The 23,746-nt window shown below is 73.1% G+C and carries 32 protein-coding genes; 18 read left to right on the top strand and 14 right to left on the bottom strand.

From position 1 onward, the window contains the following. Positions 1-2: 2 nt before the first annotated feature. From IM725_RS00380 to folK, 6 genes are all read left to right on the top strand, one after another. Positions 3-1,127 (top strand): AIR synthase-related protein, encoded by a 1,125-nt coding sequence (locus IM725_RS00380; RefSeq protein WP_193778570.1) that lies wholly within the window; start codon positions 3-5, stop codon positions 1,125-1,127. 21 nt (positions 1,128-1,148) lie between these two features. Continuing rightward, positions 1,149-2,216, top strand: coding sequence for an AI-2E family transporter (locus IM725_RS00375; RefSeq protein ID WP_193778569.1), 1,068 nt, complete (start codon positions 1,149-1,151; stop codon positions 2,214-2,216). Further along, positions 2,213-2,887 carry a DnaA regulatory inactivator Hda gene (gene hda, locus IM725_RS00370; RefSeq protein ID WP_193778568.1) on the top strand — a complete coding sequence of 225 codons (675 nt, stop codon included), beginning with the start codon at positions 2,213-2,215 and terminating at the stop codon, positions 2,885-2,887. Before IM725_RS00375 ends, hda begins: the two co-directional genes overlap by 4 nt. A gap of 4 nt (positions 2,888-2,891) precedes the next feature. After that, the gene (locus IM725_RS00365; RefSeq protein ID WP_193778567.1) at positions 2,892-3,563 is read left to right on the top strand and encodes an HAD family hydrolase; all 672 of its coding nucleotides are present in this window, start codon (positions 2,892-2,894) and stop codon (positions 3,561-3,563) included. Next, the gene (gene pcnB, locus IM725_RS00360) at positions 3,560-5,155 is read left to right on the top strand and encodes a polynucleotide adenylyltransferase PcnB (protein ID WP_193778566.1); all 1,596 of its coding nucleotides are present in this window, start codon (positions 3,560-3,562) and stop codon (positions 5,153-5,155) included. The genes IM725_RS00365 and pcnB overlap by 4 nt, the downstream gene beginning before the upstream one ends. A 76-nt stretch (positions 5,156-5,231) precedes the next feature. Further along, positions 5,232-5,690 (top strand): 2-amino-4-hydroxy-6-hydroxymethyldihydropteridine diphosphokinase, encoded by a 459-nt coding sequence (folK, locus tag IM725_RS00355; RefSeq protein ID WP_321576174.1) that lies wholly within the window; start codon positions 5,232-5,234, stop codon positions 5,688-5,690. 6 nt (positions 5,691-5,696) lie between these two features. Here the strand turns inward: folK and IM725_RS00350 are convergent, their stop codons facing one another. From IM725_RS00350 to IM725_RS00340, 3 genes are read right to left on the bottom strand one after another with little or no spacing between them, the layout of a single operon-like run. Beyond that, on the bottom strand, positions 5,697-6,173 hold the full coding sequence (locus IM725_RS00350) for a protein-tyrosine phosphatase family protein (RefSeq protein ID WP_193778565.1): 477 nt from the start codon (positions 6,171-6,173) through the stop codon (positions 5,697-5,699). A 29-nt stretch (positions 6,174-6,202) separates the two neighbouring features. Next, positions 6,203-7,498, bottom strand: a complete 1,296-nt coding sequence (locus IM725_RS00345; RefSeq protein WP_193778564.1) for a cytochrome c — start codon at positions 7,496-7,498, stop codon at positions 6,203-6,205. Next, complete coding sequence (locus IM725_RS00340) at positions 7,495-8,208, bottom strand: c-type cytochrome (RefSeq protein ID WP_193778563.1); 714 nt, start codon at positions 8,206-8,208, stop codon at positions 7,495-7,497. Before IM725_RS00340 ends, IM725_RS00345 begins: the two co-directional genes overlap by 4 nt. A 140-nt stretch (positions 8,209-8,348) precedes the next feature. Here IM725_RS00340 and IM725_RS00335 point away from each other — a divergent pair, with 140 nt between their 5' ends. Further along, on the top strand, positions 8,349-8,546 hold the full coding sequence (locus IM725_RS00335) for a hypothetical protein (RefSeq protein WP_193778562.1): 198 nt from the start codon (positions 8,349-8,351) through the stop codon (positions 8,544-8,546). Positions 8,547-8,591: 45 nt separating this feature from the next. Here the strand turns inward: IM725_RS00335 and IM725_RS00330 are convergent, their stop codons facing one another. Beyond that, positions 8,592-8,882 carry a 2Fe-2S iron-sulfur cluster-binding protein gene (locus IM725_RS00330; protein WP_193778561.1) on the bottom strand — a complete coding sequence of 97 codons (291 nt, stop codon included), beginning with the start codon at positions 8,880-8,882 and terminating at the stop codon, positions 8,592-8,594. A gap of 20 nt (positions 8,883-8,902) precedes the next feature. Here IM725_RS00330 and IM725_RS00325 point away from each other — a divergent pair, with 20 nt between their 5' ends. The 4 genes from IM725_RS00325 (at position 8,903) to IM725_RS00310 (ending at position 11,778) form a co-directional block, all read left to right on the top strand. Further along, positions 8,903-10,030, top strand: a complete 1,128-nt coding sequence (locus tag IM725_RS00325; RefSeq protein WP_193778560.1) for a methyltransferase — start codon at positions 8,903-8,905, stop codon at positions 10,028-10,030. A 92-nt stretch (positions 10,031-10,122) separates the two neighbouring features. Continuing rightward, complete coding sequence (locus tag IM725_RS00320) at positions 10,123-10,296, top strand: hypothetical protein (protein WP_193778559.1); 174 nt, start codon at positions 10,123-10,125, stop codon at positions 10,294-10,296. Between the two features lie 156 nt (positions 10,297-10,452). Beyond that, positions 10,453-10,905, top strand: coding sequence for a hypothetical protein (locus IM725_RS00315; RefSeq protein ID WP_193778558.1), 453 nt, complete (start codon positions 10,453-10,455; stop codon positions 10,903-10,905). A gap of 69 nt (positions 10,906-10,974) precedes the next feature. Next, positions 10,975-11,778 (top strand): L,D-transpeptidase, encoded by an 804-nt coding sequence (locus tag IM725_RS00310; RefSeq protein ID WP_227753464.1) that lies wholly within the window; start codon positions 10,975-10,977, stop codon positions 11,776-11,778. Positions 11,779-11,790: 12 nt separating this feature from the next. On the opposite strand, the gene IM725_RS00305 is transcribed toward IM725_RS00310, so the two are convergent. The 4 genes from IM725_RS00305 to IM725_RS00290 form a co-directional block, all read right to left on the bottom strand. Beyond that, positions 11,791-12,573, bottom strand: coding sequence for an NUDIX hydrolase (locus IM725_RS00305; RefSeq protein ID WP_193778557.1), 783 nt, complete (start codon positions 12,571-12,573; stop codon positions 11,791-11,793). A gap of 67 nt (positions 12,574-12,640) precedes the next feature. Beyond that, positions 12,641-13,600: a PA2778 family cysteine peptidase gene (locus IM725_RS00300; protein WP_193778556.1), complete on the bottom strand. Its 960-nt coding sequence runs from the start codon at positions 13,598-13,600 to the stop codon at positions 12,641-12,643. After that, positions 13,597-13,956 carry a PA2779 family protein gene (locus IM725_RS00295; protein ID WP_193778555.1) on the bottom strand — a complete coding sequence of 120 codons (360 nt, stop codon included), beginning with the start codon at positions 13,954-13,956 and terminating at the stop codon, positions 13,597-13,599. The genes IM725_RS00300 and IM725_RS00295 overlap by 4 nt, the downstream gene beginning before the upstream one ends. Positions 13,957-14,069: 113 nt before the next feature. Next, complete coding sequence (locus IM725_RS00290; protein ID WP_193778554.1) at positions 14,070-14,441, bottom strand: HPF/RaiA family ribosome-associated protein; 372 nt, start codon at positions 14,439-14,441, stop codon at positions 14,070-14,072. A 123-nt stretch (positions 14,442-14,564) separates the two neighbouring features. On the opposite strand from IM725_RS00290, the gene IM725_RS00285 reads away from it, so the two are divergent. Further along, positions 14,565-15,236: an alpha/beta hydrolase gene (locus IM725_RS00285; protein WP_193778553.1), complete on the top strand. Its 672-nt coding sequence runs from the start codon at positions 14,565-14,567 to the stop codon at positions 15,234-15,236. 46 nt (positions 15,237-15,282) lie between these two features. Here the strand turns inward: IM725_RS00285 and IM725_RS00280 are convergent, their stop codons facing one another. Beyond that, positions 15,283-15,753, bottom strand: a complete 471-nt coding sequence (locus tag IM725_RS00280) for an SRPBCC family protein (RefSeq protein ID WP_193778552.1) — start codon at positions 15,751-15,753, stop codon at positions 15,283-15,285. Between the two features lie 34 nt (positions 15,754-15,787). Then, positions 15,788-16,117 (bottom strand): hypothetical protein, encoded by a 330-nt coding sequence (locus IM725_RS00275; RefSeq protein ID WP_193778551.1) that lies wholly within the window; start codon positions 16,115-16,117, stop codon positions 15,788-15,790. Positions 16,118-16,226: 109 nt separating this feature from the next. Here IM725_RS00275 and gshA point away from each other — a divergent pair, with 109 nt between their 5' ends. The 3 genes from gshA (at position 16,227) to IM725_RS00260 (ending at position 18,929) form a co-directional block, all read left to right on the top strand. After that, positions 16,227-17,804, top strand: coding sequence for a glutamate--cysteine ligase (gene gshA, locus IM725_RS00270; RefSeq protein ID WP_407692487.1), 1,578 nt, complete (start codon positions 16,227-16,229; stop codon positions 17,802-17,804). Between the two features lie 41 nt (positions 17,805-17,845). After that, a complete protein-coding gene (locus IM725_RS00265) occupies positions 17,846-18,331 on the top strand; it encodes a hypothetical protein (protein WP_193778550.1) in 486 nt (161 codons plus the stop codon). A 127-nt stretch (positions 18,332-18,458) separates the two neighbouring features. Continuing rightward, complete coding sequence (locus IM725_RS00260; RefSeq protein WP_193778549.1) at positions 18,459-18,929, top strand: hypothetical protein; 471 nt, start codon at positions 18,459-18,461, stop codon at positions 18,927-18,929. A 15-nt stretch (positions 18,930-18,944) separates the two neighbouring features. Here IM725_RS00260 and IM725_RS00255 read toward each other — a convergent pair whose 3' ends face one another. The 3 genes from IM725_RS00255 to IM725_RS00245 all read right to left on the bottom strand — a co-directional run bounded on the left by IM725_RS00255 (position 18,945) and on the right by IM725_RS00245 (position 22,125). Then, entirely contained in the window at positions 18,945-19,268 is a 324-nt protein-coding gene (locus IM725_RS00255) for a hypothetical protein (RefSeq protein WP_193778548.1), read from the bottom strand. Between the two features lie 98 nt (positions 19,269-19,366). After that, complete coding sequence (locus IM725_RS00250; RefSeq protein WP_287066714.1) at positions 19,367-20,845, bottom strand: UdgX family uracil-DNA binding protein; 1,479 nt, start codon at positions 20,843-20,845, stop codon at positions 19,367-19,369. A 20-nt stretch (positions 20,846-20,865) separates the two neighbouring features. Further along, the gene (locus IM725_RS00245; protein ID WP_193778546.1) at positions 20,866-22,125 is read right to left on the bottom strand and encodes a putative DNA modification/repair radical SAM protein; all 1,260 of its coding nucleotides are present in this window, start codon (positions 22,123-22,125) and stop codon (positions 20,866-20,868) included. Between the two features lie 89 nt (positions 22,126-22,214). On the opposite strand from IM725_RS00245, the gene IM725_RS00240 reads away from it, so the two are divergent. The 3 genes from IM725_RS00240 to IM725_RS00230 all read left to right on the top strand — a co-directional run bounded on the left by IM725_RS00240 (position 22,215) and on the right by IM725_RS00230 (position 23,404). Next, on the top strand, positions 22,215-22,730 hold the full coding sequence (locus IM725_RS00240; protein WP_193778545.1) for a BON domain-containing protein: 516 nt from the start codon (positions 22,215-22,217) through the stop codon (positions 22,728-22,730). A 97-nt stretch (positions 22,731-22,827) separates the two neighbouring features. Beyond that, complete coding sequence (locus tag IM725_RS00235; RefSeq protein ID WP_193778544.1) at positions 22,828-23,043, top strand: hypothetical protein; 216 nt, start codon at positions 22,828-22,830, stop codon at positions 23,041-23,043. 49 nt (positions 23,044-23,092) lie between these two features. Next, complete coding sequence (locus tag IM725_RS00230; RefSeq protein ID WP_193778543.1) at positions 23,093-23,404, top strand: plasmid stabilization protein; 312 nt, start codon at positions 23,093-23,095, stop codon at positions 23,402-23,404. A gap of 81 nt (positions 23,405-23,485) precedes the next feature. Here the strand turns inward: IM725_RS00230 and IM725_RS00225 are convergent, their stop codons facing one another. Beyond that, positions 23,486-23,701 (bottom strand): hypothetical protein, encoded by a 216-nt coding sequence (locus IM725_RS00225; RefSeq protein WP_193778542.1) that lies wholly within the window; start codon positions 23,699-23,701, stop codon positions 23,486-23,488. Positions 23,702-23,746 lie beyond the last annotated feature (45 nt).

Raw genomic sequence — 23,746 nt, 5'->3', positions numbered from 1 at the left:
GGATGAATTCCAAGCCGTCGGCCGATCCCGCAACGCTCAGCTACGAACAGGCCGGGGTCAATTACGACCTCATCGACCCGCTCAAGGTGGCCGCCCAGCGCGCCGCCGCCGCCACCGCCGCCAACCTGGCGGGCCACGGTTTCACGGAGGTGCCCGCCTCGCGCGGGGAGTCCGCCTACGTGCTGGACGTGGGGCCCTTCTACCTCGCCTCCATCGTCGAGTGCCTGGGCTCCAAGGCCCTGGTGGCCGACGAGATGTCGCGGCTCACCGGCCGCAGCTGGTACGAAGGCATCGCCCAGGACACCATCGCCATGGCCATCAACGACCTGATCACCGTGGGCGCCACGCCCCTGGTGGTGCAGGCCTACTGGGCCGCCGGCGGCTCCGACTGGTTCGGCGACGCCGCCCGCGCCCAGGCGCTGGTGGCCGGCTGGAAGCGCGCCTGCGACGTCTGCGGCGTGGCCTGGGGCGGCGGCGAGACGCCCGCCCTGACCGGCATCGTGGAGGCGGGCCGCATCGACCTGGCCGCGTCCTGCACCGGCCTGGTCAACCCCAAGTCGCGCCTCACCCTGGGCGACAAGCTCGGTGCGGGCGACGCGATCGTGCTGCTCGCCTCCAGCGGCATCCACGCCAACGGCCTGTCGCTGGCGCGCAAGCTGGTGGAGCGGCTGCCCCAGGGCTACCTGACGCCCCTGCCCAGCGGCCGCAGCTATGGCGAGGCCCTGCTCGACCCGACCACGCTGTATGCCCCGGTCACCGAGGCCCTGCACCGGGCCGGCATCACGCCGCACTACAGCGCCAACATCACCGGCCACGGCTGGCGCAAGCTGCTGCGCCACCCCTCCACGCTCACCTACCGCATCCACACCGCGCCGCCGGTGCCCGAGGTGCTGGCCTTCATCCAGCGCGAGGCGCGCCAGGACGACCACGAGGCCTACGGCACGCTGAACATGGGCGCGGGCTTCGCGCTCTTCGTGCCCGCCGCGGAGGCGCAGCGCACGGTGGAGGTCGCCCGCGCCCAGGGCGTGCCGGCCTGGGTGGCCGGCAGCGTCGAGGCCGGTCCCAAGCGCGTCGTCATCGAGCCCCTGGGCGTCGAATTCGGCGGCGAGGAACTGCAGCTGCGCTGAGGCGGGGACCGCACTCCATCCATGGACTTCACGCCGACCCAGAGACGCTTTGCCGCCTGGCTGGGCATCGCGTTGCTGGCCGGGCTGGTGCTCTGGCTGCTCGGGCCCGTGCTCACGCCCTTCGTGGTGGGTGCGGTGCTGGCCTATGCGCTGGCTCCCCTGGTCGACCGGCTGGACCGGCTCTGGGGCGTGCGGCTGCGCGTGCTCTCGGTGCTGGTGGTGGAACTGGTGGCCATCACCATCCTCGTGCTGATCGCGCTGATGGTGGTGCCCATCGTCTCGCGCGAACTGCCCATGATCCGCGAGCAGCTGCCGGCGGCATTCGACAAGCTCAATGCCTCGCTCACGCCCTGGCTGCGCGACCTGGGCGTGCCGCTCACGCTGGATTTCGCCAGCCTGCGCGAGCAGCTGCTGGGCTACCTGCACGCCAACTTCCACAGCGCGATCGCCTCGCTGCTGGCCTCGCTGCGCCTGGGCGGCAGCGTCGCGCTGGTGGTGTTCGCCAACGCGTTGCTGATCCCGGTCGCGTTGTTCTACCTGCTGCTGGACTGGAAGCGCTTCACCCACCTGGTGCTGGAGTTCGTGCCGCCGCGCCTGCGCCCGGGCGTCGACTCCTTCACCGACGAGGCCGGCGCGGTGCTGGGCCAGTACCTGCGCGGCCAGCTGCTGGTGATGCTGACCATGGCCCTGTTCTATGCCGTCGGCCTGTCGCTGTTCGGCCTGGACCTGGCCGTGCCCATCGGCGTCTTCACCGGCCTGGCCATGTTCGTGCCTTACGTGGGCTTCGGCATCGGCCTGGCCCTGGCCCTGCTGGCCGGGCTGCTGCAGTTCGAGCCGGTGCGCGCCTTCGCCATGGTGGCCGTGGTGTACGGCAGCGGCCAGGTGGTGGAGGGCTTCTTCCTCACGCCGCGGCTGGTGGGCGAGCGCATCGGCCTGCACCCGCTGGCGGTGATCTTCGCGCTGCTCGCCTTCGGGCAGCTTTTCGGTTTCGTGGGCGTGCTGGTGGCGCTGCCCGCCAGCGCGGTGCTGCTGGTGGCGATACGCCGCGTGCGCGCCGGTTACATGGGCAGCCGGCTGTACCAGGGATGAAGCAGATCGCGCTCGACATCGGCCTGGGCGGCACGCCCACGCTGGCCAACTTCCTCGCCGGGCCCAACGAGGCGGCGCTGCGCCACCTGCAGCTGTGGGTGGGCAGCCCGACCCGCTCGCCCGTGCCCACCTACCTCTGGGGCCCGCCCGCCAGCGGCAAGACGCACCTGCTCAAGGCGGTGCGCGAGGCCCTGCGCGAGCAGGGCGCGGCCTGCGGCTGGATGGACGCCGGCACCGCCCAGCCGCCCGAGTTCGACGAGGACTGGGCCGTGGTGCTGATGGACGAGGTGCACCTGTACACCGCCGTGCAGCAGCACGCCGCCTTCAACTGGTTCGTCAACGCGCAGACGCTGCAGCGCGGCGTGCTGGCGGCCGGCGCGATCGCCCCCGCCGGCCTGGAGCTGCGCGAGGACCTGCGCACCCGGCTGGGCTGGGGCCATGTGTTCCAGCTGCAGGTGCTGACCGAGCCCGAGCGCCGCGCGGTGCTGCGCCAGGCGGCCGACGCGCGCGGCGTGTTCCTGAGCGACGAGGTGATGGACTTCATGCTCACCCGCTTCTCGCGCGACCTGGGCAGCCTGATGCAGTTGCTGGAGCACCTGGACGGTTACGCCCTGCAGACCCAGCGCGCCATCACCATCCCCCTCATCAAGTCCATGCTCGAAAGTGAATGACCGCGTGAAGCTCGCCCTGTTCGACCTGGACCACACCCTGCTGCCCATCGATTCGGACTACGCCTGGGGCGAGTTCACGCTGGCCCTGGGCTGGACCGACCCGGAGCACTTCAAGCAGCGCAACGACGCCTTCTACGAGCACTACAAGGCCGGCACGCTGGACATCCACGACTACGTGCGCTTCGCCACCGAGGCGGTGCGCCGCCAGGGCCCCGAGGCGGCCGCCGCGGCGCACGCGCGCTTCATGGACGAGGTGATACGCCCGGCCATCCGGCCCGAGGCGCTGGCGCTGGTGCAGGCCCACCGCGATGCGGGCGAGCCGGTGCTCATCGTCACCGCCACCAACGAGTTCATCACCGCGCCCATCGCCCGCCTGTTCGGCGCCGACGAGCTCATCGCCGTGCGGCTGGCGCGCGATGCGGCAGGCTGGATCACCGGCGAGATCGAGGGCGTGCCTTCGATGCGCGAGGGCAAGGTCCATCGCGTGGCCGACTGGCTTCGCAGCCGCGGGCTGGACTGGGACCGCGCCCACATCACCTTCTATTCCGATTCGACCAACGACCTGCCGCTGCTGGAGCGCGCGCAGGTGCCCGTCGCGACCAACCCCGACGAGCGCCTGCGCGGCATCGCCACGGAACGCGGCTGGCGCATACTCGACCTCTTCAGGCACCCATGATCAAGAAATTCATCGACAAGCTGCTCGGCAAGCCCGCGGCCACCGGCGGCCGCCCGAGCTTCGGCAAGCGCCAGGAAGTCGGCCCCCAGGAACACGGCATCGACCCGTCCCTGGTGGACGACCGGGCCCTGAACGTGGTCCACACGCTCAAGGAAGCCGGCTACGAGGCCTACGTGGTGGGCGGCGCGGTGCGCGACCTGCTGGTCGGCCTGCGGCCCAAGGACTTCGACGTCGCCACCAACGCCACGCCGGAGCAGGTGAAGTCGCTGTTCCGCCGTGCCTTCATCATCGGCCGGCGCTTCCGCATCGTGCACGTGGTGTTCGGCCGCGGTCGCGAGCACGAGGTGATCGAGGTGTCCACCTTCCGCGCCTACCTGGACAACGCCGCCGCCGAGCAGGTGGCCGGCAACGAGAAGACCAGCCGCAGCGAGCTCGCCGGCATGAAGCACGCCGTCGATTCGACCGGCCGCGTGCTGCGCGACAACGTCTGGGGCCCGCAGGACGAGGACGCCACGCGCCGCGACTTCACCATCAACGCGATGTACTACGACCCCGAGACGCAGGTCGTGGTCGACTACCACGGCGGCATCAAGGACGCGAAGAAGAAGCTGCTGCGCATGATCGGCGATGCCGCCACGCGCTACCGCGAGGACCCGGTGCGCATCATCCGCGCCGTGCGCTTCGCCGCCAAGCTGAGCCCGCTGGGCTTCACCCTGGACCCGAAGACGGCCAAGCCCCTGCTCACCTGCCTGCCGCTGCTGCAGGACGTGCCGCAGAGCCGGCTGTTCGACGAGATGCTCAAGCTGCTGCAGACCGGCCACGCGGTGGCCACGATCGCGCAGCTGAGGCAGCTGGGCCTGGCAAAGGGCATCTACCCGCTGCTGGACCTGGTGGTGGAACGCGCCGACCAGCCCTTCGTGAAGGCCGCGCTGCAGGACACCGACCGCCGCGTGGGCGAGGGCAAGCCGGTGGCGCCCAGCTTCCTGCTGGCCTGCGTGCTCTGGTCCGACGTGCGCGACGGCTGGGCCCGCCGCCTGACGGCCCGGCAGCACCCCTTCCCGGCGCTGCAGGAGGCGATCGACGAGGTCTTCGATTCGCGCATCGGCGATGTGTCCGGGCGTGGCAAGCTGGGCGCGGACATGCGCGAGATCTGGATGATGCAGCCGCGCTTCGAGAAGCGCACCGGCAGCACGCCCTGGGGCCTGGTCGAGCAGCCGCGCTTCCGCGCCGGCTTCGACTTCATGCGCCTGCGCGCCGACATCGGCGAGGTGGACGTGGTGCTGGCCGACTGGTGGCAGGAGTTCAGCCAGGCCAGCGACGCCGTGCGGGAAGACCTGCTGGCGCAGCTGCGCGACGAGCAGGGGCGCGGTGCCCGCCGCGTGCGCAGCACCAAGCCGGCAGCGCCGCGGCCCGATGCGGACGCGGCCCCGGCCGCGGCGCCGCGCGCCCCGGCCCCCGAGGGCGACGACGACACCCCGGCGGACGACACCCCGGCGGGCGAGGGCAGCGGCGCGCCGCGCAAGCGCCGCCGCAGGCGCCGCAAGCCCGCCGGCGAGGGCGGTGGCAGTGCCGGCCCGGCCGACGCCGCCTGAGGGGCCCAGGGTGGGCGAGCCGGTGCCAGGCGCCCGCCGCCGCGGGGCCGGCCCCGCCCGCTCCCGCCGCGATCCGGTGCGCGCGTACATCGGCCTGGGGGCCAACCTGGGCGACGCCGTCACGGCCGTGAAGGAGGCGGCGCTGGCGCTGGGTCGCCTGCGCGCCACCCGGCTGGTGGCGCGTTCCTGCCTGTACCGCAGCGCCCCGGTGGATGCGCAGGGGCCCGACTACGTGAACGCCGTGGCGGCCGTGGACACCGGCCTCACGGCGCCCGAGCTGCTGGCGGCGTTGCTGCGCATCGAACAGCGCGCCGGCCGCCTGCGGCCCTACCGCAACGCGCCCCGCACGCTGGACCTGGACCTGCTGCTGTACGGCAGCGCCCGCATCGACAGCGCCACCCTGACGGTGCCGCACCCGCGGCTGCGTGAGCGCGCCTTCGTCTTGCTGCCGCTGGCGGAACTCGCGCCCAACCTCGTCGCCGCGCGCGACCTGGAGGCGGTGCGCTCGCAACGGCTGGACAAGCTGGCGCCCTGAGCGGCGTCAGAACCAGTCGACGAAGCCGGACTGCACCGCGTTCTGCGGGTTGGAGCCGGCCTCGCGCACGCGCCGCAGCGCGTCCTGGGTGTCCAGCCCCAGGGCCTTGAGCACGCAGGCGGCGGCGCTGCCGGTGCGGCCCATGCCGGCCGCGCAGTGCAGCAGCACCCCCTCGCCATTGCGCAGCAGGGTGGCGACGTCGGCCACGGCCTTGCGGAAGGCATCTCGGTCGCGCGGCACGCCGAAATTGGGGATGGGCGAGAGCCACCACCGGCAGGGCAGCGTGCCCTGGCGCACCGCCGTCGCATAGGCGGGCGAGAGTTCGGCCAGTTCCTCGCGCGGCGTCAGGCAGAGCAGGGTCTGGATGTTGCGGTCTTCCAGGCGGGCGACGAAGTCGGCCCAGGGCTCCAGCCGGGCCGGCATGCCCGCCAGCCAGAGGCTGCCGGGGACGTGCGGCGGGAGTTCGACCTGGCGGGGCTGCATGGCGGGATTGTGTCAGCAGGGCGGGACGCTCAGGGGCTGCCGCGCTGCTGGGCCACGTCCAGCTCGCTCACGGCGCCGGCGCGGTTGCCCCAGGCGCTGCGCAGGTAGCTGATCACGGCGGCCACGTCGGCGTCGCTGAGCGCGGTGGCGAAGGGCGGCATGCCGAAGGGCCGGGGGTTGCCCGCCGTGGCGGGCGCGAAGCCGCCCCCCAGCACCACCTGGACCAGGTTGGCGCTGGAGGCCATGAGCACGGCCCGGTTGCCGGCCAGTGCCGGGTAGGCCCCGGGCACGCCGCGGCCGTCGTCGCCGTGGCACTGCGCGCAGTGCTGGCCGTACAGGCGCTCGCCGCGCTCCAGCGTGCCCGCGCCCGCGCGGCGCGGGGGCGGCGCCTCGGCCCCGGCGTCGCCCTGCGGCGGCGGCAGGTCCTTCAGGAAGACGGCCATCGCATGCGCGTCCTCGGGCGTGAGGTACTGCGTGCTCTCCAGCACCACCTCGGCCATGGGCCCCAGCACGCTGCCGCGCGGGGACACGCCGGTCACCAGCAGCTTCTCGACCTGTGCCGGCTCCCAGCCCGCGACGCCGGCCTCCTGCGGCGAGGCGAGCGAGGGCGCGTACCAGTTCTGCATGGGGATCAGGCCGCCGGAGAGGTCCAGCACGTCGCTGGTGGCGCCCAGGGCGTTGCGGTTGCTGTGGCAGGCGCTGCAGTGCCCCAGGCCGCGCACCAGGTAGGCGCCGCGCTGCCATTCGGCGCTCCGGCCCCGCTCGGGCCCGGGTGCGGCGCCGGCCGGGGTGAAGTAGAGCGCGCGCCACACGGCCAGCGCCCACTGCGTGCTGAAGGGCCAGCGCAGGTCGTGCGGCGTGTCGGGGCGGGCCACCGGCGGCAGGCTGCGCAGCCAGGCGAACAGCGCATCGCTGTCCTCGCGCGTCACCTGGGTGTAGTTGGGGTAGGGGAAGGCGGGGTAGAGCAGGCGGCCGTCGCGCGAGCGGCCGTTGTGCAGCGCGCGCCAGAAGTCGTCGGCCGTCCATCGGCCCAGCCCGTGCTCGGGGTCGGGCGTGAGGTTGCCGGCGTAGACCGTGCCGAAGGGCGTCGCGATGGCGTGGCCGCCGGCGAAGGCCGGACCGCCGCGCTCGCTGTGGCAGCCGGCGCAGTTGCCCACGCGGGCCAGGTAGGCGCCGCGCGCCAGCTGCTGGCGGGCGTCCGCGGGCGCCGTCACGGCCACGGCCGGAGCCGATTCGCCGCGCAGGTTCAGCCAGGCCACCCACCCGGCGGCCACGGCGAACAGCGCGGCCAGGACGGCCAGCCCGGTGAGGAGGCGGCGCTTCATCGCGGGCTCCCCGCCGGCAGGATGGCGCTGCCGCAGGCCTCGGGCGCGGGCTGGGGCAGGGCGGCCACGGGGTGCGGGTCGGCCGGCAGGGTCTGCGACGACAGCCAGTAGGCGGCGGCCTGCAGGTCTTCCGGCGTGAGCCGCTGGGCGATGCTGGCCATGCAGTCGGGCGCGTGCGCGTGGCGCTGGCCGGTGCGCCAGGCGCCCAGCTGCGCGCTCAGGTAATCGTGCGAGACGCCCAGCAGGCCCGGCGTGTTGGGCTGCACGCCGGTGAGGCGCTCGCCGTGGCAGCGCACGCAGGCGGGGACGCGGGCGGCTGCGTCGCCCTGCGTCACCAGCAGCCGGCCGCGCTCGAGCACCGTGGCGGGCACCTGCGGCCGGGACGGCGGCGGGTAGGGCAGGTCCAGCGCGGCGAAATGCTGCGCGATCTCCTGCAGGTAGGCGTCCGAGAGCGGCGCCAGCAGCCCCGCCATGAGGCCGTAGCGGCGCCGGCCGTCGCGGAAATTCAGCAGCTGGTTGTAGAGGTAGCCGGCCGGCTTGCCCGCAATGCGCGGGTAGAAACCGTCGGGGCCGGCCCGGCCCTGCTGGCCGTGGCAGGCGGTGCAGGCCAGCGTGCGCTGGGCCATGCTGTCTTCGAAGGGCGGGTGCTGGGCTGCCAGCGCCGCGACGCCGCACAGCGCCAGCAGCGCGGCAAGGAGGCGCTTGGGCATGCGGCGATGATGCCATCGCGGCCAAGGCCCCACGGCGGTGCGCCCCGCCCGCCGGGTTCGCGGGGTCCGCAAGGTCCGCGGGGGCTGCAGGGCGGCCCCGTCCTACGCCGCCGGCGCGCCCGGCGGGCTAGTGTCCCGTCATGACCATCCCCCGCAACACGCCGCCGCGCACGCCCCCGGGCCAGGAGCCGCCCGGGGAGACGGGTCCGCAGGCCGAGGACACGCCCGGCACCAACGCGACGCAGCACGAACCCAACCCGCGCGAACGGCCCATTCCGGACCCGGGCGCGGAGCACAAGTACCACCCGGAAAGCCCGTACACCGCCGGGAACTACTGAGACCGGGCCCTGGGCCGCGGAACAGGGCCGGGCGAGGCCAGGCGGTCAGCCCGCCGGGCTTGCCGGCCGCTCCAGCAGCAGCGGGCCGCGGGCCAGGGCCACGCAGGGCAGGATGAAGCCCTGCGCCTTCTCCTCGGGGATGAGCCCGGGCCACTCGACCGTGTAGGCAACCTCGCCGCGCAGGCAGCGCACCATGCAGCTGCGGCAGGTGCCGGCGCGGCAGGAACTGGGCCAGGCGATCCCGGCGCGTTCGGCCGACGCCAGCAGCGTCAGCCCCGGGCGGGCCTGGAAGACCTGGCCGTCCGGTGCCAGGGTCACGTCGAAGGCCTCGTCCATCGGCCCATGATAATCGGCGCATGGTGGCGGACGCGGCGATCGAAGGCAGGCAGGAGCACTGGCATTCCGAGGCCGGCGTGCCGGCGCCGCGGCGCATCCTGGAGGTCGACGACACGCTCACGGCCGACCGCGCGTGGCAGCTCGCCAGCGAAGGCACGGGCCTGCTCTGGCGCAGCGATTTCCACAACGCGCGCCAGCTGCTGCAGGCGCTCTCGCGCCGCGCCGAGCGGCGCTCGCAGCCGCGCGGCAAGTCGGCCGCGTCCCTGACCGAGGCCTTCCACGCCATGCGCATGGCGCAGGGGCAGCGTGCCCGAACCCTGGGGCGCCTGCTGGTGCGGGTGGAGGGTGACGGCCACATCGCCCTGCCGCGCGCGCCGGACCTGCGCGAAGCCCTGGCCGAGGCCTGGGGGCCGCCCGACGGCCGGCCGCGCCTGGTCGCGCTGCGCGAGCTGCAGGGCCTGGTGGGCGCGCACGAGTGGCGCCGCAAGGGCGTGGAGATCCCCGCGCTCGGGCCGGCGCCGGACAACCGCATCCACCCCCACTACGGTGTCTTCTCGCCGGTGCGCGGCGAATACCTGGACCTGGTGGCGCGTGCGCCCCTGCCCGGCGACAGCCTGGCCTTCGACATCGGCGCGGGCACCGGGGTGATCGCTGCGCTGCTGGCACGCCGCGGCGTGGCGCGCGTCGTCGCCACCGAGCTGCACCCCCGCGCGCTCGCCTGTGCCCGGGACAACATCGAGCGGCTGGGCCTGGCCGGCCGCGTCGAGCTGCTGCAGGCCGACCTGTTCCCGCCGGGGCGCGCGCCGCTGGTGGTGTGCAATCCGCCCTGGCTGCCGGGGCGGCCCGCCTCGGCACTGGAGCACGCGGTGTACGACGAGGACAGCCGCATGCTCCGCGGCTTCCTGGCCGGCTTGCCCGGCCACCTCGCGCCCGGCGGCGAGGGCTGGCTGCTGATGTCCGACCTGGCCGAGCTGCTGGGCCTGCGGGCGGAAGGCGCCCTGGCGCAGTGGATCGCCGAGGCCGGCCTCGAGGTGGCGGGCCGGGATGGCATCGCGCCGCGCCACCCCAAGGCGGCAGACCGCAGCGACCCGCTGCATGCCGCGCGCTCGCGCGAACGCACCTGGCTCTGGCGCCTGCGCGCGAAGTAGGCCTGCGCTGACGCTGGCTCAGGCATTCGCCCGATCAAGCCCGGCGGTCTTCCTGCCGAAGATGAGGCTGTATCGCTTGAAGGAGAAGCCCCATGGCCTGGTCACCCCTGTCCGATGTCCCGTCCCCGCGCCGCGAGCCGGCCGATGCCTCGGCCTGTGCCGCAGACGATGAGATCGTGCTCGGCTGGGAGTGCGCGGCACCGGCCCTGCAGGTGGAGGGCTGGGCCGCCGAAGCGGATCGCGATCCGGCCTCCGGGTTCCACTGAGCAGCAATTCGTGACAGTGGCGGTCCTACAGGCTGTGCCTGAAATGCCTCACTCCTGACCCCGCGAGGGGCCCCGATGCTTCGAAGCAGCTGGCCGCGTTGCCGGCTTTCTTCAACCTGCATCCCCGCATCGGGGTTTCGCTTCCAAGGAGTAGATATGACGACGACCAAGAAGACCCTGACCACCCTGGCTGCCGCTGCGGCGATGGCGATCGGCGGTGTGGCCCTGGCGCAGAGCGCGGGTTCGAGCGGCACCGGCTCGAGCGCCGGCACGCCGTCCACGGGCAGCACCACCAGCAACACGCCGAGCTCCAGCGCCGGCACCATGCCCAGCACCAGCTCGAGCAGCAGCAGCACCATGAACAAGGACAACGCCACCACGGGCGCCACCGGTTCCACGGACAGCAGCACCGGCAGCACCTCCATGGGCGCGGCCGGCACCGGCACCACCGGCTCCAGCAGCAGCACCACCACCTCGCCGAGCACCGGCTCCACCGCCGGCAGCACGGACACCACCACCAACAGCAGCAGCACGATGTCCAACACGGACACCACCACCAACAGCTCGGGCGCCAGCTCCGGCCGCGCTGCCCGCGCCGACCGCGGCTGATCCCGGCCTCTCCGGCCCAGCAGGTCCGCGGGTTCGCCCGGCGGGCCTTTTTTTCATTCAGGGAATCCCATGACGCATCCCGACGACGAAGACCCGCGCGCGAAGGACCGGCGCGAGACCCTGGACGCGCTGCGGCGCGGCGTGGTGCTGGGCGCCGTGACGCTGGCGCTGGTGCTGCCGCCCCTGCTGTGGCACCAGCACCACCAGGCCGGCGCGGCGGCGACGGCGTCCGCCCTGCGGGCGCCGGCCCGGCCCCTGCCGTCGTCGCATGTCGCGAGCTTCGGCGGCCAGGCGCCGTCCACGGACGTGCGACGGCTGGTCGACTGGGTCGCGCAGTCAGGGGACAACGGGCAGCGCGCCTTCGTGGTCATCGACAAGAAGCAGGCCCGCGTCTGGGTCTTCGATCCGCAGGCGCGGCTGCAGGCCTCGGCCCCGGCCGTGCTGGGCGCCGCGCACGGCGACGACACGGTGCCCGGCATCGCCGACAAGCCGCTGGCGCAGGTGCGGCCCGAGGAGCGGACCACGCCGGCCGGCCGCTTCATCGCCGAGCCCGGCACCAGCGCCAGCCGCGGCGAGGACGTGGTCTGGGTGGACTACGACGCGGCGGTGTCCATGCACCGCGTCATCAAGGCACCCGAGCGCCTGGCCGCGCTGGCCACGCCCGACCCGTCCGACAACCGGCTCTCCTACGGCTGCGTGAACCTGCCCGATGCCTTCTACGAGCAGGTGCTGCGGCCGGCGGTGCTGCGGCACGGCGCCGTGGTGTATGTGCTGCCCGAGACGCGCGGCCTGGCGCAGACCTTCGCCGGCTACCGCGAGGTGGATTCGCCGGTGCGCCTGGCCCGCGAGGGCGGCGAGCCGGCCCGGCCCTGAGCGCGCGCCGCCTCAGTCGCCGCTGAAGAAGGCCTCGAAGCCGCCCGGCGGTTCCAGCCGGCCGGCGCGCAGGTGCAGGCGGCTCGGCCCGGGGAAGGCGCGCTCGCGCACCGGGTGGCACGCGTCGCCCGGGTAGCACATGCCCCGCTCCGGGCCGTCCTGGAAGGGCTCGGGCTGCACCAGCGGCGGCAGGCGGCTGCGGGCCTCGGCCAGCGCGGCCTCCACGCGGCCGTGGCGCGCGAGGTGGGCCAGGCCCTGGATCTGCGGCGGCGCCAGCTCGATCTCGCGCGCCCAGTAGCGCTCCAGCGCCTCGCGCGGCCGCAGCCAGGCGCTGGCGTCGGCCTCGTGGTTGTCATGCACCGCGACCTGGTCTTCCGGGTGGGCGGCGAGGAAGAAGCGGGTGTCGAAACGCTTGCGCATCACCCCGCCGATGGGGGGCGTGATCCAGCGCGTCCAGGGCACCAGGGCGCTGGCGGCCAGCCGCACGCCGCATTCCTCGGCCATCTCGCGCAGGGCGGCGGCCACCACGGCCGCGGCCTGCGCGGGGCTGAGGGCCGCCTCGCCCAGGCTGGCGTGCAGCTGCGCGTCGGGCACGTCGAGCCGGCCCTGGGCCTGCGCCAGCAGGTCGGCCTCGTCCACCTTGCCGCCGGGGAAAACATAGGCGCCGCCCAGCACGTCCGACTGCGCGTGGCGGCGCAGCATGAAGACCTCCAGGCCGAGGGCGCCGTCGCGCAGCAGCACCACCGTCGCGGCATCGCGCACCGGCGCCTGCGAGCGCTCCAGGTTCAATTCCATGGGCAGAGCGTAGCAAAGGAGCGGCCGGGACCGGGTCGCCTGCGCGTCGCGCCCGCGCCCGGCGGACTCAGGGCTTGCGGCCCATGCGCCGCAGGATGGACTGGCGCGTGGCCCGTACCTCGGCCGAGAAGGGGCTGTCGGCGTCCGCCGCCGCCTGGTCGATCAGCGCCAGCGCCTCGTCCTGGCGACCCGCATCCGACAGCACCTGGGCCAGGTTGTTCATCACGATGACGGACTGCGGGTGCCGCTCGCGGGCCTGTTGCAGGGTGGCGATGGCGCCGGCCTCGTCGTGTTGCGCGGCCTGCGAATTGGCCAGGCCGATCGCGGCCGGGAGGTTGGCGGGCCAGCGCGACAGCAGCGTGGCGTAGGCCTGCGCGGAGGCTGCGGGCGGCGCCGTGCGCGCCATCGCCAGCACGGCGGCCAGCCAGCCCTGCTCGTCGTCCTGGGCGGTGGCGGCGATGCGGCCCGGCGGCAGGGCCACCATGGCCCAGTAGTCGCCCTTCATCCACTCGCGCTCGAAGGCGGTGAAGGGCTCCTCGCGCCTGCGCTGCGTGCCCGAGCGCAGGTACAGCGTGCCCGAGGGGTAGTCGAAGCCGACCACCACCGCGTAGTGCCACTGCGTCCACAGCAGGCCCACGTCCTGCAGCACGATGACCGGGTTGCCCGCGGCCACCTCGCGCAGCAGGGCGGTGTAGCGGGGCGGCAGCGTCCAGGCGACGCGGCCGTGGCGGCGCGCGGTGGCCAGCATCTCGACCTGCAGGCTGCCATGCCGCGCCGGCAGGTAGACCTCGGGCACCAGGGCGTCCGCGGTCACGGCCTCGCCGCCATGGGCCAGCACCGTGGCCAGCGCAGCAGGGCCGCACTGGTAGTCCTCCTGGGGGAAGAAGGGCACGTCGGCCAGTTCGACCGTGCGCGGCACGCCCGCGGGCCAGCCGCTGCGCAGCAGCAGCGTCTGCGGCACGAGTTCGGCGCAGCCCGCGAGTGCCGCGAGCGCGCCACCGGCCACGACGCTGCGCCTGCGGATCACTTGCGGTACGCGAAGTACCAGACCGCCGCGGCGATGATCACCACGGCGAGCACCACCCCGCCGCTCCAGGCGCCGGCGGGCGCGGTGCGGATGTCCTGGGCCAGGGCCTGCACCTCGGTGTCCGTCATGCTGGCGACGCGCTCGCGCGCCAGGGCCGGGTCCACGCCCAGGGCCTGCAGCTGCGCGCTGGCTTCGCTGCGAGAGAGCACGTCCATCACGGCGACGCGGTCGGCGGCGGCGTTGGCGGGCACCGCCTGCTCCGCGCCGATGAGCCCGGCACGGGCGGTCGTGAACGAGAACGCGAGCAGGGACGTGACCAGCACGCGGCAGGTCGTCTTCATCAGGCTGGATGTCATCGGTGTCTCCTGGAGTGGATTGTGCGGCGCGTCCGGCGTGTGCGCAGGGCGCCGGACCAATATACGCGCCGCTCCAGGGCCTGTGGGTCGCAGGGCGCGACTCTCACAAAGGGCTACACCTCGAGCCCATCCGTGGGCAGGTCGCGGCGCAGCGTCTCGCGGTCGCGGTGGTCGTGCCGGTCCAGCTTGCCCAGGGCATGGTCCAGCGCACGGATGAGCTTGTCGCTGGCGCCGCGGATGGCCAGGTCCTGCGAGGGGGCATCGTGGTGCACCACCACGGGCGCGTGGCCGTTCAGGCGCGCTTCCAGCGTGCAGCGCCTGTCCTGGGGGTTGCCCTTGCCGGGGTGTTCGCCCGCCAGCTGCAGCTCGACCCGCGTCAGCGCCTGGCGAAAGCGCGCCAGCGCGTCCTGCAGGAAGCCGTCGGCCCAGCGCTCCAGCGATTCATCGCCCTGGGCCCCGCTGCCCGTGTTCACCAAGATCTGCATGGCCCGTGTCCTTTTGTCGTTGATGGCCCGGGCAGTGTGCGGCGGCGGCGCCCGCCGGCCTGTAGGAGCCCGCGCCTGTGCCTGTCGGACGCCCCGTCTGGACGGCGGCGCTATGCTCGCGGCATGAACGCCCTGGAAACCCTGGAAATCGAGACCGGACCGCAACCGGCCGCCAGCTTCATCATCCTGCACGGCCTGGGCGCCGACAGCAGCGATTTCGCCCCCTTCGCCGATGAGCTGGACCTGGCCGCGGTGGGCCCGGTCCGCTTCGTGCTGCCCAACGCGCCCGTGATGCCGGTCACCATCAACAACGGCTACCGCATGCCGGCCTGGTTCGACATCCTGAGCCTGGAGCTGCCGCGGCGCGAGGACGAGGCCGGGCTGCGCCGCTCGCAGGCCGCCATCGAGGCGCTGATCGCGCAGGAGAACGCGCGCGGCATCCCCTCGCACCGCATCGTGCTGGGCGGCTTCTCGCAGGGCTGCGCGATGACGCTGATGACCGGCCTGCGCCACAAGGAGCGGCTGGCCGGGCTGGTCGGCCTGTCGGGCTTCCTGCCCCTGGCCGAGAAGACCGCGGCCGAGCGCAGCGATGCGAATGCGCTCACGCCCATCTTCCTGGTGCACGGCCGCCAGGACCCGGTGATCCCGCTGGCACGGGCGGTCGCTTCGCGCGATGCGCTGGTGGGCCTGGGCTACGACGTGGCCTGGCACGAGTACGACATGCCGCACTCGGTGTGTGCGCAGGAGGTCGCGGACCTCAACGCCTGGCTGCTGAAGGTGCTGGCGCGCGCCTGAGCCCGGCCGCAGCGCAGCGCAATCGTGGCCCGGCTGCTTCGCAGCCTCAGGCTTCGCCGCCCAGGGCCTTGACCAGGTTGGCGATGTACTTGTCGACCAGCTTCTCGAACTCGGACTCGACCACCGGCACCACGACCATCTTCATGAGCCCGGGCAGCGGCACGTCCATCACGCCCTGGATGGCGAGCTCGATGCCGGTGGAGGTCTTGCGGTCGTGGATTTTCCAGCCGCCACTCACCTGCGCATTGCCCACGCCCTTGACCGGCGTCCAGGTCACGGTGCCCTTGGCGCGGTGGCTCGCGTACTTGCACGCATAGACGGTCTGCAGGTGGACCTGCGCCGTGCCCACCTTCTCCATCTCCCACTGGTACACGCCGCCGCCCAGGTCGGTGAGCTTGTGCACCTTGGGGAAGTGCGAGACCGAGCGCGGTACGTCCGAGAGCAGGTCGAACACCTGGTCGGCCTTGGCCTTGACCGCGAACTCGTAGGCCAGGTCGATCTCCACCTTCACCGCCATGCCGTTCTCCTCGGGGTTGCGCGTGCCTGAAGCATCAGCCGCGCTTGCGCGGCGCGGCGGCAAAGTGTATGCCGGCGATGGTGGCGCCGACCAGCGTATCGACCAGCAGCTGCGCGCCGCCGCTGGAGAGCGCCAGGCCCTGCGCGTAGAGCTGGCCGGCGAGCGCCCGCGTGCGCTGTGCGTTGCGGCGGCTTTCGGCGCTGAGCTGCGGGCTGGCCGCGGCGAAGGCGCTGTCCCACTGCGCGCCCAGGGTCTGGGCGATCGATTCGCCGCCTTCGCGGTACAGGTCGATCAGCTCGTGCGCGGTGCGGCCCAGGCTGGCCACGGCCTCGGTGGCGGTTTGAGACAATGGCTGCTCGGTCATGGGACGCTCCCGGGGATGGACACGCCATTGTCCAGCCCGGCCATGGGGAGCGCGACCTAATCAGCAGAAAAAGCCGGACCGTGCTACCTTCCGGCCCATAACGAATCCAATGACTCCGCAAGCCTTCGTCGACATGAGCAACCTGCAGGCGCGCCTGGCGCAACTCACGCCCGAGCGGCTCAAGGGCCTGCGCCGCGGCATCGAGAAGGAAAGCCTGCGCGCCACGGCCGAAGGCCAGCTGGCCATGACGCCGCACCCGGCCGCCCTGGGCTCGGCGCTCACGCACCCGCACATCACCACCGACTACAGCGAATCGCAGCTGGAGCTGATCACCGGCGTGCACGCCACGCCCGAGACCTGCCTCGAGGAGCTGATGCAGGTCCACCAGTTCACCTACCGCTCGCTGGGCGAGGAGATGCTGTGGGTGTCCAGCATGCCCTGCATCCTGCCGGCCGACGAGAACATCCCCATCGGCCGCTACGGCGCCTCCAACGTGGGCCGCGCCAAGAGCGTCTACCGCATGGGCCTGGCGCACCGCTACGGCCGGCGCATGCAGACCATCTCCGGCATCCACTACAACTGGTCGCTGCCCGGCGTGGGCAGCGAGGACTACTTCGCGCTGATCCGCAATTTCCGCCGCCACGCCTTCCTGCTGCTCTACCTCTTCGGCGCGTCTCCGGCGGTGTGCTCCAGCTTCGTGGCCGGGCGCGACCACGGGCTGCAGGAGCTCTCCCCCGGCACCATGTACATGCCCTACGGCACCTCGCTGCGCATGGGCAAGCTGGGGTACCAGAGCGATGCCCAGGCCAGCCTGGCGGTGAGCTACAACGGCCTGGAGGGCTACGCGGCCTCGCTGCACGAGGCGCTGACGCGCCCCTACCCGGCCTACGAGGCGGTGGGCATCATGAACCCCGGCGGCGAGTACAACCAGCTCGCCACCAGCCTGCTGCAGATCGAGAACGAGTTCTACGGCACCATCCGTCCCAAGCGGGTGATCCACCCGGGCGAGCGCCCGCTGCACGCGCTGCGCGAGCGGGGCGTGGAGTACGTCGAGGTGCGGCTGCTGGACCTGAACCCCTTCGTGCCCATCGGCATCACGCTGCAGACCGTGCGCTTCCTGGACATCTTCCTGATGCACTGCCTGCTGTCCGACAGCCCGCCCGACACGCCGGCCGAGATCGCTGCCCTGGGCCGCAACCAGCACCGCACGGCGGCCCACGGTCGCGAGCCCGGGCTGCTGCTGGAGCGCGACGGCCAGGAGGTCCCGCTGGTGCAGTGGGGCAAGGAACTGCTGTCGGCCTTCGGCGAGATCGCGGCCCGCCTGGACGACGCCCTGGGCAGCAGCGACTACGCGGACGCCCTGCGGGCCGCGCAGGCCCTGATGGACCAGCCCGACCTGCTGCCTTCGGCCCGCGTGCTGGCGGTGATGGAGAAGGACTACGGCAATTCCTTTTGCGACTTCACCCGGGCGCAGGCGATGCAGACCAAGTCCAAGCTGCTCTCGCTGCCCTTCGGCGCGGCCCTGGCGGCGCAGTTCGCCGCCCAGAGCGAGCAGTCGGTGCGCGACCAGAAGGCGATCGAGGAGTCCGATACCATGCCCTTCGAGATCTACCGCCAGCAGTACACCTCGCCCGAGAGGCTGGGCCTGACGCGCAGCGCCATCGCGCCCTCGCTGGCCTCGGTCTGACCGTCGCCATCGCCGCCGTGAAGCACAAGGAGTTCCCTCGCATGCGCAAATTCGTCCCCCTGTTGATGGCCGCCCTGCTGGGAGTCGCCGCGTCGGGCGCCGCCCTGGCCAAGGACCACGGCAACGGTAACGGCCATGGCAACGGCAACGGCCGGGGCCGTGGCGACGAAGCGCGTGACGAGCGGGGGGGCGGTGGCGGCGACGTCCGCGTCGGCGCGTACTTCACCGAAAGCCAGCGCGAGGCCGCGCTGCGAAGCTACGACAACCACTACGGCAACGCCAGGCACTGCCCGCCCGGCCTCGCCAAGAAGAACAACGGCTGCCTGCCCCCGGGCCAGGCGCGCAAGTGGGCGGTCGGCCAGCCGGTGCCGGCGGGCGTGACCGTGTACGCCGTGCCGCAGCCGGTGCTGGTGGCCCTGCCGCCTGCGCCCGTGGGTTTCCGCTACACGCGCCTCGGTGGCGACGTGGTGCTGGTGCGCATCAACGGCAACGTGGTGGTGGACATCATGCTGGACATCTTCCACTGACGCACCGCCGCCGGACGCGCTGAAGGGGTGCCCAGGGGCACCCTTTTTCTTTGGCGCCGTCCTACACGCCCGCGGCCGCACAGCCCCGACAGTGGGGGCTTCCATGTTGTCGTCGAGGAGATGGATGATGAGCATGCGCTTCGGGGTCGCGATGCTGGCTGCCGGCCTGCTGGGCCTGGCCGGCGGGGCACAGGCCGCCTCTGCCCTGCACAAGGCCGACACACAGCCGCCGCAGCAGGCCCCCGCGCCCTCCACCGGGGTGACGGGCTACGGCGTCAAGCTGGGCGGCTTCTTCAACGCGCAGCACAAGCAGGTGGCGCGCAAGTTCTTCCAGCGCTATGCGAAGGGCAAGGAATGCCCCGAGGGCATGGAGCGAGAAGGCCACCAGTGCAAGCCGCCGGTGCCCGGGCGCTACTGGGCCGTGGGCCAGCCGCTGCAGTCCGCGGTGGCGACCTATCCGCTGCCGCAACCGCTGCGCGAGCAGTTGCCCGCGCCGCCGGCCGGCTACGCGTACCTGCGGGCCGGGGACGACATCCTGCTGGTGTCGGACAACCCCATCCACCTGGTGGTGGACGTGATGGAGGACGTGGTCGGTTGAGGCGGGCGGCCGCGTTCAGAACGTGGCCGGCAGCACCTTCAGGCCGATCCAGGCGGCGCCGATCACGGCATTCACGGGCACGATGAGCGCGCCCGGCACGTAGAACAGCACCGAGAGGCCGGGTGACTGCAGCAGCCACTCGGTGGCGCAGCCCAGGCCGTAGAACAGCAGGCCGCACCAGGCCCAGCGCCGCATGTACGTGAGCAGCCAGTGGGCGTGCTCGCGGTTGTAGCGCAGCGCCGCGGCCCGCTCCAGCAGGTTGCCCCGGTTGGCGTCCTTGAACAACCAGCCGAAGAAGAAATAGCGGTAGAGCAGCGTCCTGAATGCGATGTCCTGCATGGGCGGGCCTTTCGTGCGCGCCGGTGCGGTGCGCGGTACGACCGATGGGCTCACTGTAGCCCTGCGCCTGCGGCGATGCTGTAGGACGGCGCGGGGATTTACCCGGTGTGCTGCCTGTCCCCTGACAGGCCCGGGCCCGCCGCTGCCCTGGCGAGGTCGGCGACCACCTGCGCGCGGGCCGCGGCAGCCTGGTCGGGCGGCATGCGCAGCAGGGCCGCAGGGTGGAAGGTGGGCATCACGGCCAGGCCGTCCTCGCGCCGCCACCAGCGGCCGCGCGCCTGCGTCAGGGCCGGGGCCTGCGGCAGCAAGGCGCGCCACGCGGTGGCGCCCAGGGCCACCACCGCGGCCGGACGCACCTGCGCGATCTCGTCGTCCAGCCAGCCCGCGCACGCCAGCGCGTCGGCCTGCGAGGGTGTCTTGTGGATTCGGCGGCGCCCGCGCAATTCGAACTTGAAATGGCGCACGGCGTTGGTGAGGCGCAGCGCGGCGCGGTCCAGGCCAGCCTCGGCCAGCAGCGTGTCCAGCAACCGCCCTGCGGGGCCGACGAAGGGCCTGCCCGCCAGGTCCTCCTCGTCGCCGGGCTGTTCGCCCACCAGCATCAGGCGGGCCTGCAGCGGGCCTTCGCCGTCCACCGCCTGCGTGGCCTGGGCGGCCCAAGGGCAGCGATCGCAGGCCTGCAGGCCGCCGGTGACCTCGTGCCGGGCGAGGGCCGCGGTGGCGCGGCCCAGGCGGCGTCCGGGTTGCGGCTCGCGGGCGATCATCGCCGCGCTGCAGGCGGCCGCGGCGCTTTCCAGCGGGGCCACCAGCCGGGCCTCGGGCAGGTGGGCCCAGTAGCGCACCGGCATTTCCTTGCGCATCTGCGCCGGGTTCAGGCGGGCCGGATTGAAGATGCTCTGGTAGTACGTGAGCCACAGCTGTTCGCCGGCGTCGGCAGTGGGGGCGCGGGACGGGTCCGCGCCCGGCTCGAAGTGCAGGGTCTCTCCGTCCCAGGCCACGCAGCATTCCGGCGTGAGGATGGCCCAGTGCATGTTGGCGAATCGGCGGCTGAACCAGGGCGCGTTCGCCTGCACCACGTGATGCGCGGGCTCGAACCAGGCGACATGCCGTGCGCCGCCCGGCGCCGCCGTGTCCGCGACCGGACGGAAGCGCACGAAGGCCCGCATCTTGTGCATCTCCCGGCGCACCTCGCGGGCCATGCCCTGGGCGCGCAGCATGTCCGCGTCCAGCGGGTCGTGGCGCAGGCCCGGCTCGTGCTGCAGCCGCCAGAGCAGGGTGTAGAGCAGGGCGAAGCGCGAGGGGTCGCGGTGCAGCACCACCGACTCGCACAGCGCGCCGAAGGCGGCGGGCACGCGCGGGGCCGGCGTGCCCGTAGGCAGCGCGTCGCCTGGGCGCAGCAGCTCGCCGGGCTCGAACAGGTCCCGGGCCTCGCCGGTGTGCCAGCGCACCTGCCCGGGCGGCGTGCCGCGGGCCCACAGGCTGCGGGCCAGCGCGCGAAACCCGTCCAGGTCGGTCTCCCCGGCCAGCTGCGCCCGCACCTCGCGGGGCGCCTGGGCCGGGACGGGGTGCCGGGTGTCCACGCGCATGGCCTGTCGGGCCGTCAGAACAGGCAGGCCTGCGCGGCGGGCGCCGCGGGCGCCGCCGCGCGTGCCGCCGCACCGGCGGCGGGGCGGTGGCCGGGCAGCGCCACGAAGGGCAGGACCCGGGTCACGGGCACGCGCAGGCGGGCGAGGTCGTCCAGCCGCAGCTGGCGCACCCGGCGCGCCGCCAGCAGGCGCTCGACCGCCTTCACGCCCAGACCGGGCACGCGCAGCAGCATCTCGCGCGGGGCCCGGTGCAGCTCGACCGGGAAGTGTTCCGGATGGGCCAGCGCCCAGGCGAGCTTGGGGTCGCGGTCCAGGGACAGCATGCCCCCTTCGGTCGTGATCTCGCCGGCCTCGAAACCATAGAAGCGCATCAGCCAGTCGGCCTGGTAGAGCCGGTGCTCGCGCAGCAGGGGCGGCTTGCGCGGCGGCAGCGCCGACGAGGCGTCGGGGATGGGGCTGAAGGCCGAGTAGTAGACCCGCCGCAGGCGGTAGCTGCCGTAGAGCTGCGCGCTGGTGACCAGGATGCTCGCGTCGTCCGCACCGTCGGCGCCCACGATCATCTGCGTGCTCTGCCCGGCCGCGGCAAAGGCGGGCGCCGGGGCGCGGCGCGGCGCCGCTCCCGGCAGCGAGCGTGGCGGCGCGGCCTGCTGCGCCCGGCGAGCCTCGCCGGCTTCATCGATGTGCAGGCGCAGGCGGCCCATGGCGCGGCGTATGGTGCTGCCGTCCTTCTCGGGGGCGAGGGCGGCCAGGCCCTGGGCGCTGGGCAGCTCGACGTTCACCGACAGCCGGTCGGCATGGCGCCCGGCCTCGGCCAGCAGCTCGGGCGAGGCCTCGGGGATGGTCTTCAGGTGGATGTAGCCGCGGAAGTCGTGCACCTCGCGCAGTTCGCGCGCCACCGCCACCAGCTGCTCCATGGTGTAGTCGGCGCTGCGGATGATCCCGCTCGACAGGAACAGGCCCTCGATGCAATTGCGGCGGTAGAAGTCCAGCGTGAGGTCGACCACCTCCTGGACCGTGAAGCGGGCGCGCTCCACGTTGCTGCTGGCGCGGTTGACGCAGTACTTGCAGTCGTAGAGGCAGACGTTGGTGAGCAGGATCTTGAGCAGGGAGATGCAGCGGCCGTCCGGCGCGTAGCTGTGGCAGATGCCCATGCCCTCGTTCGAGCCCATCCCCCGGCCGTCGCGCGAGTCGCGCCGCACGCCGCCACTGGAGGCGCAGGAGGCGTCATACTTGGCGGCGTCGGCCAGGATCGCGAGCTTGCGGTTGAGGTCCACTGGATAATCGTACAGTGTTCCCGGCCAGCCCATGCACCGCGCGGCCTGTGGCTGAGCGGGATGGCGGGGAATTCGTGGAGGATTGCACGATGCGAACGCTCGCGCTGGGCCTGCTGCTGACACTGTCGTGCACGGCTGCGTCGGCCGCCCCGGACGCCGGGGCCACCGCGACCGGCCCTGCGCAAGCCCACGGCAACCTCTTCGGCGACCCCTTCCTGCAGGCCACGGCCGGCCTGCCGGGCTGTCCGCCGCCCCTGGGCCCCGACATCACGCCCGAGGACGTCCGCCGCGAGGCCCACGTTCGCGCCCAGCACGGCACCAGCTGCTTCCGCTCCGGCCGTTGCCGCCTGCCCAACTCCTACCTCTACGACGCGGAGATCGTGCCGCGCGTGGTGCAGTTCATCCGCGAGGATGGGCGCTTCGCGGGCACCAGCGTGTGGGTGCTGGGCGAACGCCGCATCGTCACCTTGTCCGGCTGCGTGGCGAGCCCAGCCCAGGCGCAGGCCCTGGTGGAGGCCGTGCGCCAGGTGGACGACGTGATGAACGTGGTGGACCTGCTCGGGGTCGGCACGCAGCAGCCGCCGCGCTACCCGGTGCGCCCCTGAGCGCTCGTGGCGGGCAGGGGCGCGGCGCGGGGTCCTACGGGTCGCCGCGGCCGAGCCGCCTACGATCCCCTGGCAACGGAAACAGGGAGACACCATCATGTCCAACGACAAACCGGAATCGCTGAGCGAGACCTGGAACGCGCGCTTCGACGATCGCGACGACGAAGAACTCGCGGTGCACGTCTGGGCCCAGCGGCTGGCGGCGCGCGAGCGCGCGATGGCGCAGCCCATACGCAACTTCACGCTGCCGGGCGAAGGCCCGGCGCGGGCCGACCTGCGGCAGGCGGCCAACGACGACAAGCCCCAGGCCTGACAGCGGCCCGGGCGCCTTGCCGGCGCCACCGAAGCGAAAGGAGCATGCAATGCCCAGAGGCGACAAGTCGGCCTACACCGGCAAGCAGAAACGCATGGCCGAGCACATCGAGGAAGGCTACGAGCACCGCGGCGTGGCCGAAGGCGAGGCCGAGCGCCGCGCCTGGGCCACGGTCAACAAGGAGACCGGCGGGGGCAAGAAGAGCGGCGCCGGCCGCGGCAAGGCCATGGACACCACCCCCTCGCGCAAGGGCGGCGAGAAGGGCGGCCACGCATCCGCCGCGCGCACGCCCGAGCAGCGGTCCGTCTCGGCGAAGAAGGCCGCGGCCACCCGCAAGCGCAACGCCGCGGCGAAGCGCTGAGCCGGCCGCCGGCACGGCCTGCGCCGCGCAACCGGACCCGGCCTTGCTACGCCCCGCTGGCGACGCGGCGTCGGCGGACCGTCACGTGGGTTCCAGCCGGATGCGGCCCTCGCGGCAATAGCGCTCGAACTCGTCGCGGGTGATCGCCGTGCTGCCGGCGTCGCGGCCCTCCAGCCAGCTGAGCGTGACGCTGTCGTCCGCCATCTCGATCTCGACCGGGCCGTCGGGGATGGGCATCATCATCCCGTCCCCCGCGCGGAAATTCACCTCGCCGCGGACGATGGCGTGCTGTGACATGGCAACTCCTCTTGGAACATCGATGGCGACATTCCAACCGCCGCG

Source organism: Ramlibacter aquaticus (assembly GCF_015159745.1).
Taxonomy (GTDB): domain Bacteria; phylum Pseudomonadota; class Gammaproteobacteria; order Burkholderiales; family Burkholderiaceae_C; genus Ramlibacter; species Ramlibacter aquaticus.
Note: the sequence above shows the minus strand (reverse complement) of the source record. Positions and strands in the feature narration are given on the sequence as shown.

Bases quoted from the DNA above. Each gene is read 5' to 3' on its own strand.
- IM725_RS00280 (WP_193778552.1), bottom strand. From the start codon at position 15,753: ATGGCGGTGAAGGTGGAGATCGACCTGGCCTACGAGTTCGCGGTCAAG.
- IM725_RS00335 (WP_193778562.1), top strand. From the start codon at position 8,349: ATGACCATCCCCCGCAACACGCCGCCGCGCACGCCCCCGGGCCAGGAG.
- IM725_RS00265 (WP_193778550.1), top strand. From the start codon at position 17,846: ATGCGCAAATTCGTCCCCCTGTTGATGGCCGCCCTGCTGGGAGTCGCC.
- IM725_RS00285 (WP_193778553.1), top strand. From the start codon at position 14,565: ATGAACGCCCTGGAAACCCTGGAAATCGAGACCGGACCGCAACCGGCC.
- IM725_RS00290 (WP_193778554.1), bottom strand. From the start codon at position 14,441: ATGCAGATCTTGGTGAACACGGGCAGCGGGGCCCAGGGCGATGAATCG.
- pcnB (WP_193778566.1), top strand. From the start codon at position 3,560: ATGATCAAGAAATTCATCGACAAGCTGCTCGGCAAGCCCGCGGCCACC.
- gshA (WP_407692487.1), top strand. From the start codon at position 16,227: ATGACTCCGCAAGCCTTCGTCGACATGAGCAACCTGCAGGCGCGCCTG.
- IM725_RS00225 (WP_193778542.1), bottom strand. From the start codon at position 23,701: ATGTCACAGCACGCCATCGTCCGCGGCGAGGTGAATTTCCGCGCGGGG.
- IM725_RS00320 (WP_193778559.1), top strand. From the start codon at position 10,123: ATGGCCTGGTCACCCCTGTCCGATGTCCCGTCCCCGCGCCGCGAGCCG.
- IM725_RS00305 (WP_193778557.1), bottom strand. From the start codon at position 12,573: ATGGAATTGAACCTGGAGCGCTCGCAGGCGCCGGTGCGCGATGCCGCG.
- IM725_RS00340 (WP_193778563.1), bottom strand. From the start codon at position 8,208: ATGCCCAAGCGCCTCCTTGCCGCGCTGCTGGCGCTGTGCGGCGTCGCG.
- IM725_RS00350 (WP_193778565.1), bottom strand. From the start codon at position 6,173: ATGCAGCCCCGCCAGGTCGAACTCCCGCCGCACGTCCCCGGCAGCCTC.
- IM725_RS00345 (WP_193778564.1), bottom strand. From the start codon at position 7,498: ATGAAGCGCCGCCTCCTCACCGGGCTGGCCGTCCTGGCCGCGCTGTTC.
- IM725_RS00330 (WP_193778561.1), bottom strand. From the start codon at position 8,882: ATGGACGAGGCCTTCGACGTGACCCTGGCACCGGACGGCCAGGTCTTC.
- IM725_RS00375 (WP_193778569.1), top strand. From the start codon at position 1,149: ATGGACTTCACGCCGACCCAGAGACGCTTTGCCGCCTGGCTGGGCATC.
- IM725_RS00240 (WP_193778545.1), top strand. From the start codon at position 22,215: ATGCGAACGCTCGCGCTGGGCCTGCTGCTGACACTGTCGTGCACGGCT.
- IM725_RS00325 (WP_193778560.1), top strand. From the start codon at position 8,903: ATGGTGGCGGACGCGGCGATCGAAGGCAGGCAGGAGCACTGGCATTCC.
- IM725_RS00295 (WP_193778555.1), bottom strand. From the start codon at position 13,956: ATGACATCCAGCCTGATGAAGACGACCTGCCGCGTGCTGGTCACGTCC.
- IM725_RS00310 (WP_227753464.1), top strand. From the start codon at position 10,975: ATGACGCATCCCGACGACGAAGACCCGCGCGCGAAGGACCGGCGCGAG.
- hda (WP_193778568.1), top strand. From the start codon at position 2,213: ATGAAGCAGATCGCGCTCGACATCGGCCTGGGCGGCACGCCCACGCTG.
- IM725_RS00230 (WP_193778543.1), top strand. From the start codon at position 23,093: ATGCCCAGAGGCGACAAGTCGGCCTACACCGGCAAGCAGAAACGCATG.
- IM725_RS00315 (WP_193778558.1), top strand. From the start codon at position 10,453: ATGACGACGACCAAGAAGACCCTGACCACCCTGGCTGCCGCTGCGGCG.
- IM725_RS00255 (WP_193778548.1), bottom strand. From the start codon at position 19,268: ATGCAGGACATCGCATTCAGGACGCTGCTCTACCGCTATTTCTTCTTC.
- IM725_RS00260 (WP_193778549.1), top strand. From the start codon at position 18,459: ATGAGCATGCGCTTCGGGGTCGCGATGCTGGCTGCCGGCCTGCTGGGC.
- IM725_RS00380 (WP_193778570.1), top strand. From the start codon at position 3: ATGAATTCCAAGCCGTCGGCCGATCCCGCAACGCTCAGCTACGAACAG.
- IM725_RS00235 (WP_193778544.1), top strand. From the start codon at position 22,828: ATGTCCAACGACAAACCGGAATCGCTGAGCGAGACCTGGAACGCGCGC.
- IM725_RS00275 (WP_193778551.1), bottom strand. From the start codon at position 16,117: ATGACCGAGCAGCCATTGTCTCAAACCGCCACCGAGGCCGTGGCCAGC.